General features: G+C 67.4%; 15 protein-coding genes. All 15 read left to right on the top strand.

Going from position 1 to position 15,536, the window contains the following annotated elements:
* Positions 1–6: 6 nt before the first annotated feature.
* The 15 genes from G6N23_RS19625 to G6N23_RS19555 all read left to right on the top strand — a co-directional run bounded on the left by G6N23_RS19625 (position 7) and on the right by G6N23_RS19555 (position 15,536).
* Positions 7–492 carry an acyl-CoA thioesterase gene (locus G6N23_RS19625; protein WP_085259181.1) on the top strand — a complete coding sequence of 162 codons (486 nt, stop codon included), beginning with the start codon at positions 7–9 and terminating at the stop codon, positions 490–492.
* 36 nt (positions 493–528) lie between these two features.
* On the top strand, positions 529–969 hold the full coding sequence (locus G6N23_RS19620; protein WP_085259180.1) for an SRPBCC family protein: 441 nt from the start codon (positions 529–531) through the stop codon (positions 967–969).
* A 58-nt stretch (positions 970–1,027) separates the two neighbouring features.
* The gene (gene fadD5 / locus G6N23_RS19615; RefSeq protein ID WP_085259179.1) at positions 1,028–2,644 is read left to right on the top strand and encodes a fatty-acid--CoA ligase FadD5; all 1,617 of its coding nucleotides are present in this window, start codon (positions 1,028–1,030) and stop codon (positions 2,642–2,644) included.
* Between the two features lie 300 nt (positions 2,645–2,944).
* Positions 2,945–3,682: an MlaE family ABC transporter permease gene (locus G6N23_RS19610; RefSeq protein ID WP_095174103.1), complete on the top strand. Its 738-nt coding sequence runs from the start codon at positions 2,945–2,947 to the stop codon at positions 3,680–3,682.
* A gap of 1 nt (position 3,683) precedes the next feature.
* Positions 3,684–4,553, top strand: a complete 870-nt coding sequence (locus G6N23_RS19605; protein WP_085259177.1) for an ABC transporter permease — start codon at positions 3,684–3,686, stop codon at positions 4,551–4,553.
* Complete coding sequence (locus tag G6N23_RS19600; protein WP_085259176.1) at positions 4,553–5,773, top strand: MCE family protein; 1,221 nt, start codon at positions 4,553–4,555, stop codon at positions 5,771–5,773. The genes G6N23_RS19605 and G6N23_RS19600 overlap by 1 nt, the downstream gene beginning before the upstream one ends.
* Positions 5,770–6,798: an MCE family protein gene (locus tag G6N23_RS19595; RefSeq protein ID WP_085259175.1), complete on the top strand. Its 1,029-nt coding sequence runs from the start codon at positions 5,770–5,772 to the stop codon at positions 6,796–6,798. The genes G6N23_RS19600 and G6N23_RS19595 overlap by 4 nt, the downstream gene beginning before the upstream one ends.
* Positions 6,795–8,393, top strand: coding sequence for an MCE family protein (locus G6N23_RS19590; protein WP_085259174.1), 1,599 nt, complete (start codon positions 6,795–6,797; stop codon positions 8,391–8,393). Before G6N23_RS19595 ends, G6N23_RS19590 begins: the two co-directional genes overlap by 4 nt.
* Positions 8,394–8,399: 6 nt before the next feature.
* The gene (locus G6N23_RS19585) at positions 8,400–9,965 is read left to right on the top strand and encodes a virulence factor Mce family protein (protein ID WP_085259173.1); all 1,566 of its coding nucleotides are present in this window, start codon (positions 8,400–8,402) and stop codon (positions 9,963–9,965) included.
* 17 nt (positions 9,966–9,982) lie between these two features.
* Positions 9,983–11,134, top strand: a complete 1,152-nt coding sequence (locus G6N23_RS19580; RefSeq protein WP_085259172.1) for an MCE family protein — start codon at positions 9,983–9,985, stop codon at positions 11,132–11,134.
* Positions 11,128–12,720, top strand: coding sequence for an MCE family protein (locus G6N23_RS19575; RefSeq protein WP_085259171.1), 1,593 nt, complete (start codon positions 11,128–11,130; stop codon positions 12,718–12,720). Before G6N23_RS19580 ends, G6N23_RS19575 begins: the two co-directional genes overlap by 7 nt.
* Positions 12,690–13,346, top strand: coding sequence for an Rv1363c family protein (locus G6N23_RS19570; RefSeq protein WP_085259170.1), 657 nt, complete (start codon positions 12,690–12,692; stop codon positions 13,344–13,346). Before G6N23_RS19575 ends, G6N23_RS19570 begins: the two co-directional genes overlap by 31 nt.
* Complete coding sequence (locus G6N23_RS19565; protein WP_085259169.1) at positions 13,343–14,296, top strand: RDD family protein; 954 nt, start codon at positions 13,343–13,345, stop codon at positions 14,294–14,296. Before G6N23_RS19570 ends, G6N23_RS19565 begins: the two co-directional genes overlap by 4 nt.
* A complete protein-coding gene (locus G6N23_RS19560; RefSeq protein ID WP_085259168.1) occupies positions 14,293–14,838 on the top strand; it encodes an Rv1363c family protein in 546 nt (181 codons plus the stop codon). Before G6N23_RS19565 ends, G6N23_RS19560 begins: the two co-directional genes overlap by 4 nt.
* Positions 14,835–15,536 (top strand): mammalian cell entry protein, encoded by a 702-nt coding sequence (locus tag G6N23_RS19555; protein ID WP_085259167.1) that lies wholly within the window; start codon positions 14,835–14,837, stop codon positions 15,534–15,536. Before G6N23_RS19560 ends, G6N23_RS19555 begins: the two co-directional genes overlap by 4 nt.

Here is a 15,536-nt window from a genome sequence, read left to right as displayed (position 1 = left end):
ACAACCATGAGTTCCGCCGCAGCGGTTCCGCCCGCCCCGGAAGGGTTGACCAGCCGCGACTTCCCGGTGCACTGGCCGGTGCTGACCCGCTGGGCCGACAATGACATGTTCGGCCACCTCAACAACGCGGTGTACTACCAACTGTTCGACACCGCGATCAACGGATGGATCGCCGCCAACGTTCACGAGGCAGACCCGGTGGCGATGCCGGAGCTGGGGGTGGTGGCCGAGTCGGGCTGCCGTTTCCTGGGCGAACTGGCTTTCCCGGACCGGCTCGCGGTCGGCCTGGCGGTCACCCGCTTGGGGCGCAGCAGCGTCACCTACCGGCTCGCGGTGTTCCGGGCCCCGGATGCCGAAGCCGTCGACGACGCGGCCGGGGCTGCGCTGGCCGCGCTCGGACACTGGGTGCACGTCTACGTCGATCGCAGCACCCGGCGGCCGGTGCCGATCCCCGACGGCATCCGGGCACTGCTGGCCACCGCCCAGGTTTAGCCCGGCGGCCGTTTCGGGGGTGGCTATGCTCGGCGGGTGCCGCTCGTGAGCAAGACCGTCGAAGTCGCCGCCGACGCCGCCACCATCATGGGAATCGTCGCCGATTTCGAGGCGTACCCGCAGTGGAACCAAGAGGTCAAAGGAATCTGGGTGCTGGCGCGTTACGCCGACGGCCGGCCCAGTCAGCTGCGGCTGGACGCGTCGTACTCCGGCTTCGACGGCACCTTCATCCAGGCCGTGTACTACCCCAGCCCCACCCAGATCCAGACCGTCCTCCAGCAAGGCGACCTGTTCACCAAGCAGGAGCAATTGTTCTCGGTGGTCGAGATGGGACCCACCTCGCTGCTCACCGTCGACATGGACATCGAGACCGAGATGGCGGTGCCCAAGCCGATGGTCAAGAAGGCCGTCGGCAACGCCCTGGACTATCTGGCCGACAATCTCAAACGGCGCGCCGAAGAACTGGCGGCGGGTTAGCCTCAGCGTCGGGCGCAGCGGTCGACGCAGCGCCGTAGTCACGAAGCGGAGAGCCGAATTGACCCACCCAACAACTGATCCCGCCGAGCAGCCCTACCGCGCCCGACGCCAGAACTGGGTCAACCAACTGGACCGGCACGCCCTGATGCAACCGGATGCCACGGCGCTGCGGTTCCTGGGACAGACCACGACCTGGGCGCAGCTGCGGACGAGGGTCGGCGCACTGGCCGACGCGCTGAGTCGCCGCGGAGTCGGTTTCGGCGACCGGGTCATGATCCTGACGCTCAACCGGACCGAGTTCGTCGAGGCGGTGCTGGCCGCGAACATGCTGGGCGCGATCGCCGTCCCGGTGAACTTCCGGCTCACCCCGCCGGAGCTGGCCTTCCTGGTCGCCGACTGCGAGGCGCGGGTGCTGATCACCGAGACGGCGCTGGCGCCGGTGGCCGTCGCCCTGCGGGAGCTGACTTCCCTGCTGGAAACCGTGGTGGTGGCGGGCGAGGGCAGCGAAAGCAGCGCGGGCCTGATCGCCTACGAGGACCTGATCAACGAGACCGGCGAACCGCATCGGCCGGTGGATATCCCGAACGATTCGCCGGCCCTGGTCATGTACACCTCGGGAACCACCGGCCGGCCCAAGGGCGCGGTGCTCACCCACACCAACCTCACCGGCCAGGCCATGACGGCGCTCTACACCGCCGGCACCAGCGCCGGCGACGTCGCTTTCATCGGGGTGCCGTTCTTCCACATCGCCGGCGTCGGGAACCTGCTGCCGGGCATGTGGCTGGGTATCCCGACGGTGATCAATGCGCTCGGTGCGTTCGACGCCGGCCAACTGCTCGACGTGCTGGCCGCCGAGAAGGTCACCGGCATCTTTCTGGTGCCGGCGCAGTGGCAGGCGGTCTGCGCCCAACAACAGGCCAACCCGCGCGACATCCGGCTGCGGACCATGTCCTGGGGCGCGGCGCCGGCCTCGGATGCGCTGCTGCGGCAGATGGCGGAGACCTTTCCGGGCACCAAGATCCTGGCGGCATTCGGCCAGACCGAGATGTCGCCGGTCACCTGCATGCTGCTCGGCGAGGACGCCGTCCGAAAGCTGGGATCGGTCGGCACCGTCATCCCGACCGTCGCCGCGCGGGTGGTGGACGACAACATGAACGACGTCGCCGTCGGCGAGGTCGGTGAGATCGTCTACCGGGCGCCCACCCTGATGAGCGGCTACTGGAACAACCCGGAGGCCACCGCCGAGGCCTTCGCCGGGGGCTGGTTCCATTCCGGGGATCTGGTCCGGATGGACGACGAGGGCTACGTCTGGGTGGTCGACCGCAAGAAGGACATGATCATCTCCGGCGGAGAGAACGTGTACTGCGCCGAGGTGGAGAACGTCTTGGCCGGCCACCCCGACATCGCCGAGGTCGCCGTGATCGGCCGCCCGCACGAGCGGTGGGGCGAGGTCCCGATCGCAGTCGCCGCGGTCACCCGGGCAGATCTGGCCCTGGCCGATCTGGACGCCTACCTGACCGAGCGACTGGCGCGTTATAAGCACCCCAAAGGCTTGGAGATCGTCGACGCCCTGCCGCGAAACCCGGCCGGCAAGGTGCTCAAGACCGAGCTGCGGATCCGCTACGCGAGCGACCCCGGATCCGAGTCGGTCAGCGCCGCAAGAGATACCGCCTGAGACCATGACGGTTGAGGTGGCGGCACATTACTCTCCGGTAGGAAACCTGCGCATGTTGCGCCGAATCGATGCCACTCTCACGGAGCCATCAGGTATGGTCCGATGGTCGCCAACGGCACGTTGGGTCGCTATGGTGACGCGGGTCTCGAACAAACCATGGACGGACGGGAGACACACTGTGCGACGCGATCCCTTGCTGCGTCGTGACGCGGGGTCTCCGATGAGGGGGGTGTTGTGACCGCTCCTGCGCGTCCCCGCCTGGCCGATTTCGCCCGTGACCGGCTGGTGCCGCCATTGGTGATGGTCGGCGGGTTTTTCCGGATGTGTGCGCTGACAGCTCGTGCACTGTTCGTGCCGCCGTTCCAGTGGCGCGAGACGCTCCAGCAGGGCTGGTTCATCACCAGCGTCGCCCTGGTGCCGACCATCGCGGTCGCCATCCCACTGACCGTGCTGCTGGTCTTCACGCTGAATATCCTGTTGGCCCAGTTCGGAGCTGCCGACGTCTCGGGCGCCGGCGCCGGTATCGCGGCCGTCACCCAGCTGGGGCCACTGGTCACCGTGCTGGTGGTGGCCGGCGCGGGTTCGACCGCCATCTGCGCCGACCTGGGCGCCCGCACCATCCGCGAGGAGATCGACGCGATGGAGGTGCTCGGCATCGACCCGATCCATCGCCTCGTGGTGCCCCGGGTGATCGCCGCCACCGTCGTCGCGCTGTTGCTCAACGCCCTGGTGATCGTCATCGGCCTGTTCGGCGGCTTCCTGTTCGGGGTGTATCTGCAGAACGTGTCCGGAGGGGCGTACCTGTCCACGCTGACGTTGCTCACCGGACTGCCCGAGGTGCTCATCTCGACCGTCAAAGCCAGCGTGTTCGGACTTATCGCAGGCTTGGTCGGTTGTTATCGGGGTCTTACCGTTCGGGGTGGGTCCAAAGGGCTCGGAACGGCGGTGAACGAGACGGTGGTCTTGTGCGTGCTCGCGCTGTTCGCCGTGAACGTGGTGCTGACCACCATCGGCGTGAAGTTCGGAACGGGGACCTGACATGTCGACATCGGCAGTGCTGCGGGCCCGGTTTCCCGGGCTGATCGCGAACTACCACCGCTACGTCGGGGCGGCCGGACGTTCGCTCGACAAGAGCGGCCAGATGGGCTGGTTCTTCCTGACCGCGATCCGGCAGATCCCCTGGGCGCTGCGTAGATACCGCAGGGAGTCGCTGCGCCTCATCGCCGAGTTGGGCATGGGCACCGGTGCGATGGCCGTGATCGGCGGCACCGTGGCCATCATGGGCTTCGTGATGCTGGCCGGCGGCTCACTGATCGCCATCCAGGGGTTCACCTCGCTGGGCAACATCGGGGTGGAGACCTATACCGGTTTCGCCGCGGCGCTGGTCAACGTCCGAGTGGTCGGTCCGGTCAACGCCGGCATCGCCCTGGCAGCGACGGTCGGGGCCGGAGCCACCGCCGAACTCGGCGCCATGCGGATCAGCGAGGAGATCGACGCGCTGGAGGTGATGGGGATCAACTCCATCTCCTACCTGGTGTCCACCCGCGTGGTGGCCGGCTTCACCGTGATCATCCCGTTGTACGCACTGGCGCTGATCATGGCGTTCGCCTCGCCGCAGATCGTCACGACGCTGTTCTTCGGACAGTCGTCGGGCACCTACGACCACTACTTCCGAACCTTCCTGCGACCCGACGACGTGTTCTGGTCGTTCCTGGAGACCATCTTGATCGCGGTGGTGGTGATGATCACGCACTGCTACTACGGGTTCAACGCCAGCGGCGGGCCGGTCGGTGTCGGCGCGGCGGTGGGCCAGTCGATGCGACTCTCGCTGATCTCGGTGCCGACAGTCGTCTTGTTCGCCGCGTTGGCGCTTTACGGCGTCGACCCCAACTTCAACTTGACGATGTGATGGCGATGGCAATCGGGAGACAGAACAAGTCGCAGACCCCGCCCTACCGGATCGCGGGCGTGGTGACCGTCGCGGTCCTGGCGCTCATCACCGGGTTGGTGTACGGCCAGTTCCGCGGGGCATTCACCAAGACGACACCGCTGACCATGGTGGCGCCGCGGGCCGGCCTGGTGATGGATCCGGGTGGCCCGGTGACCTACAACGGGGTGCAGATCGGGCGGGTGGCCGCCATCTCGCCGACGGAGTACCAGGACAAGCCGGCTGCCAAGTTCACCCTCGATGTGGACCCGAAGTACATCAACCTGATTCCGTCCAACGTCGAGGCCAACATTCTGGCGACGACGTTGTTCGGTAACAAGTACGTGGCGCTGACTGCGCCGGAAAACCCGACACCGCAACGCATCACCACCAAACACATCATCGCCACGTCGGTGACCACGGAACTCAACACCCTGTTCGAGACCGTGACCAAGCTGTCGGAGAGCGTGGACCCGGTCAAACTGAACCTCACCTTGCACGCCGCGGCGGAGGCGTTGACCGGCCTCGGGAACAAGTTCGGCGAATCGCTGGTCAACGGAAACGCGATCCTCGACGACGTCAACGCCCGGATGCCCTCGTTCCGGCGCGACCTCAAAGGCTTCGCCAACCTGGGAGACGTCTACGCCGACGGCGCACCGGATCTGGTCGGCTTCTTGGAGAGCTCGCCCACCACGGTGCGGACGATCACCGCTCAGCAGAAGCAACTGGACGCCGCGCTGCTGGCGGCGGCCGGCGTGGGCAACCTCGGTGCCGACATCACCGACCGGTTCGGCCCGTACTTCCGGGCGCAGTTCTCCGACCTGGTTCCGGTGTCGGCGTTGCTGGACGAATACAGCCCGGAACTGTTCTGTGCCATCCGAAATCTCGCCGAGGGGGCGCCAAAGGTGTACGAATTCCTCGGCGGTGGAGACGGTTACGCGCTCGACACCGTCAGTGAGCTGGTCAGCCCGGCCAACCCCTACCTCTACCCGGATAACCTGCCGCGCTACAACGCCCGCGGCGGGCCCGGCGGGGCACCGGGCTGTTGGCAGGAGATCACCCACGACTTCTGGCCGGCGCCGTACCTGGTCGCCGACACCGGAGTCAGCCAAGCGCCGTACAACCATTTCGAGGTCGGATCGCCCTGGGCCATCGATTACGTCTGGGGACGCCAAGTCGGGGATAACACGATCAACCCATGAACATCACCAGAACCGCTATCAAACTCGGCGTCGTCGGCACGGTGCTGCTGCTCTTCACGGTCGGCTTGGTCGTGGTGTTCGGCCAGGTCCGGTTCGACCGGACGGCCCGCTACTCCGCGGAGTTCACCAACGCCAGCGGCCTGCGCCAGGGCCAGTTCGTCCGCGCCTCCGGGGTGGAGATCGGCAAGGTCAAGAGCGTGCACCTGGTCGACGGCGGCCGCCGCGTCGTGGTGGACTTCGACGTCGACCGCTCGCTGCCGCTGTACCAGTCGACCACCGCGCAGATCCGTTACGACGACCTCATCGGCAACCGCTATATGGAACTCAAGCGGGGTGAGGGTGAGGGTGCGGATCAGCGGCTGCCCGCCGGCGGGTTCATTCCGGCCTCTCGCACCCAGCCCGCCCTCGACCTCGACGCGCTGATCGGTGGTTTCAAACCGGTGTTCCGGGCGCTGGATCCGGACAAGATCAACACCATCGCCTCGTCCATCGTCACCGTGTTCCAGGGACAGGGCGGCACCATCAACGACATCCTGCAGCAGACCGCGCAGCTGACCGCGCACATCGCCGACCGTGACGCCGCGATCGGCGAGGTGGTCAAGAACCTCAATACCGTGCTGGACACCGCGGTCCGGCACCGCCAGACGTTCGACGAGACGGTCGACAACTTCGACAAGCTGGTCAAGGGGCTCAACGACCACCGCAGCGGCCTGGCCTTCGGCACCGCCGAATTCGGTAACGCCGCCGGCAATCTGGCCGACCTGCTGGCCGACAACCGTCCGCAGCTGCACAGCATCTTCCCGGTGGCGGGCCCGGAGCCGCCGGACCGGATGGCCGACGTCGAGGGTCTGTTGCAGCGGATTCCCAAGGCGATGAAGCTCATCGGACGCACCGGTGTCTACGGTGACTTCTTCAACTTCTACATCTGTGACGCGACCATCAAGCTTCCGGGCCTGCAGCCCGGGGGACCGGTTCGCAACGTCCGGCTCTGGCAGCAGCCGACCGGGAGGTGCACGCCCCAGTGAGGACTCTGGAACCGCCCAACCGGGCACGCATCGGCGTGATCGGCATCATCACGGTCGTGCTGGTGACGCTGGTGGGGCAGACCTTCACCACGGTGCCGATGCTGTTCGCCGAGCCGAGCTACTTCGGGGAGCTCTCCGACACCGGCGGGCTCAGCGCGGGAGACAAGGTCCGTATCTCGGGCGTGGACGTCGGCAAAGTCCAGGACCTGTCCATCCAGGGTGACCACGTCCTGGTGCGGTTCTCCGTCGGCGCCAACCCGATCGGCACCGACAGCCGGATCGGGGTGAAGACCGACACCATTCTTGGCCGGAAGGTCTTGGCGATCGAACCCAAGGGCGAGAAGAAGATCGCGCCGCAGGGGGTGCTGCCGCTGGGACAGAGCACCACGCCCTACCAGCTCTACGACGCGGTCTTCGATGTCACCAAGGCGGCGGGCGGCTGGGACATCGACACCGTCAAGCGGTCGCTGAAAGTGCTCTCGGAAACGGTCGAGGAGACCGCTCCCGACCTGAGCGCCGCTCTCGACGGCGTCGCCAAGTTCTCCGACACCATCGGCAAGCGCGACGACGAGATCACCCACCTGCTGGCCCAGGCCAACCAGATCGCCGCCGTGCTGGGAGACCGCAGCAACCAGGTCGACGCGGTGCTGCGCAACACCCAGACCCTGGTGGCCGCGTTCAACCAGCGCAGCCAGGCCATTTCGGCGCTGCTGGGCAACATCGCCTACTTCGGTGAACAGGTGCAGGGCCTGGTCAAGGACAACCCCGGCCTGGACCTGCACCACGTGTTCGAAGAGGCCGAGAACATCACCGGCATGCTCGTCCGGCGCCAAGACGACCTGCGGGAGATCCTCACCACGTTGGGCCGGTACCTGACCATCGTCAACGACGCGATCGCCTCGGGGCCGTACTTCAAGGTCTCGGCGCTCAACGTGATTCCGTTCTGGATCCTGCAACCGTGGGTCGACGCGGCGTTCAAGAAGCGCGGCATCTCGCCGGAGGAGTTCTGGCGCAACGCCGGCCTGCCGGAGTTCCGCTACCCCGACCCCAACGGGACCAGGTTCGCCAACGGTGCACCGCCGCCCGCGCCGCAGGTGATCGAGGGCACGCCCGAGCACCCCGGGCCGGCGGTCGCGCCGGGTTCGCCGTGCTCGTACGCGCCGGCGGCCGGACTGTTCCCGACCCCGGGCAACCCGCTGCCCTGCGCGAACCTGGACCCGAACGCGGGACCGTTCGGCCCGAGCGGACCGTACCCGGGCCCGACCGATGTGTTGGTCTCGCCGGCAAACCCCGATGGGTTGCCGTCGACGCCGGGAATTCCGATCGCCGGCCGGCCGGGCGAGGCACCGCCGGTGGTGCCGGGCACCCCGGTGCCGATGCCCGACGCCAATCCCGGAGCGCGCTCCGAACCGATGGGCCCGATGCCCGGGCCGGCTCCGGCCAACCCGGGTGCGGCGCCTCCGCCGGGGCCCAGGGCGCCCGGACCGCCGGCACCGCCCGGGCCGGGCGACCAACTGCCGGCGCCGTTCATCGCACCCGGTGAAGGCGGAAACAGTCAGCCAGGCGGCGGCGGCGGCTCACTGGAAGGGAGGTAGCCGGACGTGGGTACCGTTTTCGACGTTCGTAACGTGCGACTGCCCCAGATGTCGCGTGCGACGGTCATCGTGGGCTCCGCGCTGCTGGTGTTGGCACTGGTGGCGGGCTTCGGCGGCCTGCAACTGTTCCGCAAGCTCACCAGCACCACCGTGGTCGCCTACTTCCCCCAGACCGACGCGCTGTACCCCGGTGACGCGGTCCAGATCATGGGCGTGCGGGTCGGCGCGATCGACAAGATCGAACCGGCCGGCGACAAGATGAAGGTCACCCTGCACTACCGGAGCAAGTACAAGGTGCCGGCCGACGCCAAGGCGATCATCTTGAACCCGACCCTGGTGGCGTCGCGCAACATTCAGCTGGAGCCGCCCTACCGCGGTGGCCCGGTGCTCGCCGACAACGCCGTGATCCCCGAGGAACGCACCGAGGTTCCGGTCGAGTGGGACACCCTGCGCAACGACGTCACCAACATCATCACCAAGCTGGGTCCGACCAAGGAGCAGCCGAAGGGACCGATCGGCGAAGCGATCGAGAGCTTCGCCGACAGCCTGGCCGGCAAGGGCCAGCAGCTCAACACGACGTTCAGCAGCCTCTCGGATGCGCTCACCGCGCTGAACAAGGGCCGCGGCGACTTCTACGCCGTGACGCGCAGCCTGGCCCTGTTCGTCCGGGCGCTGGACCACAACGACCAGCAGTTCGTCGCGCTGAACCGGGACCTGGCCAAGTTCACCAACAACCTGACCAGCACCGATCAGGCGCTCGCGCAGGCCGCCGACCAGTTCTATGCCACCATGACGATCATCCGGGCGTTCTTGAACCAGAACCAGGAGCCGCTGGTCAAGAGCATCGACAACCTCGCCCAGGTGACCACCGCGATCACGCAGCCGGACCCGCTGGAGGGCTTCGAGACCGCATTGCACGTGCTGCCGAACGTGCTGGCCGGTGCGGGCGAGATCTACCACCCCGCCCAGGGCGCCGTCACCGGCTTCCCGGTGCTGCCGAACTTCGCCAACCCGATGCAGTTCATCTGCAGCGCGATCCAGGCCGGTAGCCGGCTGGGCTACCAGGACTCGGCCGAACTGTGCGCGGAGTATCTCGCCCCGGTGGCCGATGCGATCAAGTTCAACTACCTGCCGTTCGGTATCAACATCTGGACCAGCGCCTACACCACGCCCAAGCAGATCGCGTACTCCGAGCCGCGACTGCAGCCGCCACCGGGATACAAGGACACCACCGTTCCGGGTATCTGGGTGCCGGACACACCGCTGTCGCACAAGAACTCTCAGCCGGGCTGGATCACCGCACCCGGAATGCAGGGTGTGCAGCCCGGCCACGACACCGAGCGGCTGTTGACGCCCGAGTCACTGGCGCAGTTGATGGGCGGCCCGGATCCGGCGCCGATCCAGTCCCAGTACCAGACCCCGCCCGGGCCGCCGAACGCCTATGACGAGGCTCCCGGTCCGCTGCCCTTCGTCGGCCAGCCCCCCGGGGTGGCTCCGATCGCGCCGCCCCCGCCCGGGCCCAACGTGATCCCGGGCCCGGTGGCACCGCTTCCTCCGCGAGGTGAAGGCTGATGAGACGGACAACCGTGATGAAGACGGTCAGCCGGCGGGGCCGGCAAGCCCTGGTCCTGTTGATGGTGGCGCTGACGCTGACCTCATGTCGGGACTGGCGAGGAATCGCCAACGTTCCGCTTCCGGGCGGGCCCGGCAGCGGCCCCGGTGCCTACACGGTCTACGTGCAGGTGCCGGACACCCTCGCGCTCAACGGCAACAGTCGGGTGTTGGTCGCCGACGTGTTCGTCGGCGTGGTCGACCAGATCGAGTTGAAGAACTGGGTCGCCACCTTGAAGCTCAAGCTCAACAAGGACGTCCACCTACCGCGTAACGCCACGGCGAAGATCGGACAGACCAGCTTGCTGGGGTCGCAGCACATCGAACTCGCGGCGCCGCCGAAACCGGACGGCGAACTCAAGGACGGCGACACGATCGGGCTGAACAATTCGTCGGCGTTCCCGACGATCGAGCGCACACTCGCCGGTCTGTCGTTACTGCTGCACCGGGGTGGGTTGTCCGACCTGGAGACCATCACCACCGAATTCGACGCGGTCGTGGGTGGCCGGGCCGAGCAGATCCGGTCCTTCCTGGACAAGCTGGACACGTTCGTCGGCTCGCTGAACGATCAGCGCGACGACATCACCCACGCCATCGACTCCAGCAACCGCCTGTTGAGTTACATCAGTGCCCACGACAACGCCGTCGACAAGGTGCTGACCGACTTCCCGCCGCTGTTCAAGTACTTCAACGCGCAGCAGCAAGTCTTCATCAACGCCATCGACGGGATCGGCCAGTTGGGCCGGGCGACCAACGAACAGATCGCCCCGGTCCGCTCCGACCTCCACAAGGTGCTGACGTCGATGCAGTGCCCCGCGCGTGAACTCCGCAAGGCGTCGCCGTACATACCGGACCTGTTGCAGGTCATGATCACCGCGCCGTACCACGTCGACGGTGCCTTCAAGGCGGTCCGCGGCGACTTCATCAACTCCTCGCTGGTCGTGGACCTGACCTACGCGTCGATCGATAATGCGATCCTGACCGGCACCGGGTTCTCGGGGATGCTGCGGGCGCTCGAACAGTCCTTCGGCCACGATCCCGAGAAGATGATCCCGGACGTCCGGTATACGCCGAACCCCGCCACCGCACCCGGCGGTCCCTATGTGGAAAGGGCTGACCGGAATTGCTGACGTCTCAGATCAAACGGCAGCTGATGATCTTCAGCGTCCTGACCGTCGCCGCCCTGGCGGTGCTGGGGGTGTACTACCTGCGTCTGCCGAGCCTCGCCGGGCTCGGCCAGTACAGCCTCAAGGCGAACCTGCCCGAGGCGGGCGGCCTGTACAAGACCGCGAACGTCACCTACCGCGGAACCATCATCGGGCGAGTCACGGCGGTCGAGCCGACCGAAACGGGCGCGCAGGCGACGATGCAGATCTCCAACGATTACAAGATTCCAGCCGACGCGTCGGCGAACGTGCATTCGGTGTCGGCGATCGGTGAGCAGTACCTGGATCTGGTGTCCACGGACAACCCGGGCCAGTACCTGAAGAACGGCCAGACGATCACCAAGGGCACGGTGCCGTCGGCGATCGGGCCGGCACTGGACGCCGCCCAGCGTGGCCTGGCTGCGTTGCCGACCGGAAAGATCTCGGCGGTACTCGACGAGACGGCGACGGCCGTCGGGGGCTTGGGCCCGTCGCTGCAGCGCCTGGTCGACTCGACGCAGGCCATCGTCGGTGATCTCAAAGCCAACCTCGGCGATGTCGACGACATCATCGAGAAGGCAGCCCCGATCATCGAAAGCCAGGTCCAGTCGAGCGACTCGATTACGCAGTGGGCGCGCAACCTCAACATCCTCAGCAGCCAGGCCGCGAGCCGGGACGAGACGGTGAAGCACATCATCACCGATCTGCCGCCGCTGGTCGACCAGGTGCACACGATATTCAGTGACACCCGGGACAGCCTGCCGCAGATGATGGCGAACGCGGCGATCCTGACCGAGATGGCCAGGCGCTATAACCGCAACACCGAGCAGGTGTTGGTGTTCCTGCCGCAGGCCGGTTCCATCGTCCAGACGGTCAGCTCGACGTTCCCGGGGCGCGCATCAATAGACGTGGCACTCGGGGCCTTCCCGGGCCCGGTTTTCCCGATCCCGATTCCGGGCCTGAGCCTGGGCTACCCGCCGCCGTGTCTGACCGGCTACCTGCCGGCATCGGAGTGGCGGGCGTTCGCCGACACCAGTCCCGCCGACCTCCCCGACGTCTCCTGCCGGATTCCGCAGGACACGCCGTCGAACAACGTGCGCGGCGTCCGCAACATCCCGTGTGTCGACGTGCCGGGCAAGCGGGCCCCGACGCCGAAGGATTGCCGCAGCGACAAGCCGTACATTCCGATGGGCACCAACCCCTGGTACGGCGACCCGAACCAGATCCGCAACTGCCCGGCACTGGGGGCGCGCTGTGATCAGCCGATCGAACCGGGCCACGTGATCCCGGCGCCGTCGATCAATAACGGCCTCAACCCGCTACCGGCGGATATGGTGCCCCCGACGCCGCCGCCGCTGAACGACCCGCTGACCCGGCCGGGTACCGGTAGCGTGCAGTGCAACGGGCAGCAACCGAACCCTTGCGTCTACACCCCGGGTGGGGGTCCCGCTGCAATCTACAATCCACAGAGTGGCCAGGCGGTGGGGCCGGACGGCGTCGAATACTCCGTCGAGAACTCGACCAACATAGGAGACGACGCATGGAAGGGGATGCTGGCACCGTTCCGGTGAGTCCGGACGGGGAGCAGCAGACCGCAGACACCGCCGAGACCGCAGACACGACGGACGAGGACACCGCAGCAGACACCGCGACGACGGAGCCGGTACCGACCGATGTGGCAGACGCCGGGTCGGGGCAGTCCCGCCTCGGGCGTCGCCACCTGGTCGCCCTGTGTGTCGTGCTGGTCGTGCTGGCCGCGGGTCTAGCGACCGCGGGATACCTGGGGCTGCGGGATCACGCCGCGAGCCAGGCCATGGCGCGTGACAACGCGGAGGCGATCGCGGCGGCCAAGCACTGCGTGTTGGCTACCCAGGCGCCCGACAGTGCCGATATCGCCTTGGCGCAGCAGACGATCCTCGACTGCGCCGCGGGAGAATTCCGAACCCAGGCCACTTATTTCGCGGAGATCTTCGTCCAGGCGTATCGAGCGGCCAAGGTGCACATCGAGCTCACCGAGATGGGCGCCGCGGTCGAGCGGAACAATCCAGACGGCTCGGTCGACGTGCTGGTGGCCTTCCGGGTCAAGGTCGACAATGTCGAGACCCAGGGCAAGGAGGTCGGCTACCGGCTGCGGGCTCAGATGGTCCGCGAGGACGGTCAGTACCGGATCGGAAGACTTGACCAGGTGGCGCGGTGACCGACGCAGTAACCGCGGTGCCGCAGGCTCAACCGGCCGGGTGGCGGACCCGAGCGGCCGCGCTGGGCGTCGACCTGCTGCCCGGCGTGATCGTGCTGGCCGCGATGGCGCTGGCGGCGCTGTCCTTCCCGCACCGCGGAATATGGTGGTGGATCGCGGTGACGATCGCCGGGCTGGCGATCCTGGCGACCGCGGTCAACCGGACGTTGCTGCCGGCGTACGCCGGGTGGAGCCTGGGCCGCGCGTTCCGCGGGATCGAGGTGGTGCGCGGCGGCGGCAAGGCCGAGACTGTCGGCGCCGGCCGCCTGCTGCTGCGCGACGTGGCGCACCTGCTCGACACCGCACCGGTCTTCGCCGGCTGGCTCTGGCCGCTGCGCGACAGGCGTCGGCGCACCTTCGCAGATATCTTGGCGCGCACCGAGGTTCGCCCGGCCGTCAACCGGCAGCCCCCGGTGGGCATCCGGACCCGGACCGGCGCGGTATTCGGAGCGGCGGCCGCCCTGAGCGTCATCGCCGCCGTGGCCGGCTACTTCCTGGTCTACCAGCCCGAACACGCGTCGGATGTGGCGAGGACCCAGGTCTCCCGGCAGGGTCCGAAGATCGTCGCGGACATGCTGTCCTACGACCCCGAGTCGCTGCAGGACGATTTCGCCCGTGCCCAATCGTTGGCGACCGCGAAATACCGCGAACAGTTGGTGCCCCAGCAAGAAGCGATCGGCGGCGCCAAACCGACACCGAACTACTACCGGGTTGCCGATGCCGCGGTGCTGAGCGCGACGCCGCACCGGGCGACGATGCTGCTGTTCCTGCAGGGTCAACGCGGGGCTCCCGGCAAGGAGCGCCTGATCAGCGCCACTGTGCGGGTCACGTTCGCGAAGACGGCGGGGGACTGGCTCGTCGACGACCTCACCGTCGTCAGCAAGCCGCTGCCCGCCGAGGAGGAGAAATGAGTCCGCGGCGCCGGATCGGCCCCGACGACACGCCGCTGTTCGTCGAGCGCAACGCCCCGAGTCGGGTGCTGGCCACCGCACTGGTCGCCGCTGTGCTGCTGGGGGTCGCGGCGATCACGGTGTGCGCCCTGGTGCTGGTCTCGCACACGTCGCACCATCGGGCGGCGATGCGAGACGTCGAGGTGCTCGGCGAGGTGCAGTCCTTCATGACGATGTTCACCTCGCCGGATCCGTTCCACGCCAACGACTACCTGGCCGACGTGCTGGCGCACGCCACCGGTGAATTCGAGAAGGAGTGCCAGGACAAGGCCAACCGGATCCTGCTCGCGGTCGCGCGTAGCGAACGGACCACCGGGACGGTGACCGGGGCCGGGGTCGAGCGGTGGAACGACGACGGCAGCGCGAATGTGCTGGTGGCCGTGGAGAACACCGGGAAGTCACCGGACGGCAAGCAGGATGTCAGCGCCGCGTCCCGCTGGCTACTGACGGCAGAGAAGGAAGGGGACCAGTGGAAGATCAGCAATCTGAACCAGGTGCTGTGACCGAGACGTCCTCCGAGACCGGGGACGGTCGGATCGACCTGGAAGGCGACGACAGCGGCGAGCCCGAGGCCGGCGGAACCGACACCGACGGTGACACCGAAAGCAACGAGGCGGCTGATGGCGCCGAGGTCGAGGCCGGCGAGGAAACCGAGGCCGAACCCGAAAAGCCCCGTGCTCGTGGGCGAATCGGCCTGCGGGTGGCCGGAGCGCTGGCAGCCGCGCTGTTCGTGGCCTCCGCCGCCTTCGCCGCCGGCGCGTCCCAGCCGTATCTTGTCGACCGGGCAGAAGTGGCCACCAAACTGGATATCGCCCGCACCGCGGCCCGAGCGATCCACACACTGTGGAACTACACGCCGGAGAACATGGACACGCTTCCGGACCGGGCGGCGGTCTACCTCAGCGGCGACCTGGAAGCCCAGTACCGCAAGTTCATCGCCACGATCGCCGAGAGCAACAAACAGGCCAAGGTCACCGACAGCACCGAGATCGTCGGCGCCGCGGTCGAATCGCTGGACGGCCCCGAGGCGACCGTGCTGGTCTACACCAATACCTCGGCGACCAGCGAACTGAGCAAGAGCATCCCGCAGATCAAGTACCTGACCTACCGGCTGTACATGAAACGCGACCAGAACCGCTGGGTGGTCACCAGGATGCCGACGATCACCTCGCTGGACCTCACACCGCGGTTCCCGAACTGA

The sequence above is a fragment of the Mycolicibacter terrae genome, from assembly GCF_010727125.1.
GTDB lineage: Bacteria > Actinomycetota > Actinomycetes > Mycobacteriales > Mycobacteriaceae > Mycobacterium > Mycobacterium terrae.
The sequence above is the reverse complement of the archived record's forward strand: the minus strand, read 5'-3'. Positions and strand labels throughout refer to the sequence as shown.

Excerpts from the sequence above, each read along its gene's own strand:
- G6N23_RS19560 (WP_085259168.1), top strand. The coding sequence starts at position 14,293 with ATGAGTCCGCGGCGCCGGATCGGCCCCGACGACACGCCGCTGTTCGTC.
- G6N23_RS19580 (WP_085259172.1), top strand. The coding sequence starts at position 9,983 with ATGAAGACGGTCAGCCGGCGGGGCCGGCAAGCCCTGGTCCTGTTGATG.
- G6N23_RS19600 (WP_085259176.1), top strand. The coding sequence starts at position 4,553 with ATGGCGATGGCAATCGGGAGACAGAACAAGTCGCAGACCCCGCCCTAC.
- G6N23_RS19625 (WP_085259181.1), top strand. The coding sequence starts at position 7 with ATGAGTTCCGCCGCAGCGGTTCCGCCCGCCCCGGAAGGGTTGACCAGC.
- G6N23_RS19605 (WP_085259177.1), top strand. The coding sequence starts at position 3,684 with ATGTCGACATCGGCAGTGCTGCGGGCCCGGTTTCCCGGGCTGATCGCG.
- G6N23_RS19595 (WP_085259175.1), top strand. The coding sequence starts at position 5,770 with ATGAACATCACCAGAACCGCTATCAAACTCGGCGTCGTCGGCACGGTG.
- G6N23_RS19610 (WP_095174103.1), top strand. The coding sequence starts at position 2,945 with ATGGTCGGCGGGTTTTTCCGGATGTGTGCGCTGACAGCTCGTGCACTG.
- G6N23_RS19570 (WP_085259170.1), top strand. The coding sequence starts at position 12,690 with ATGGAAGGGGATGCTGGCACCGTTCCGGTGAGTCCGGACGGGGAGCAG.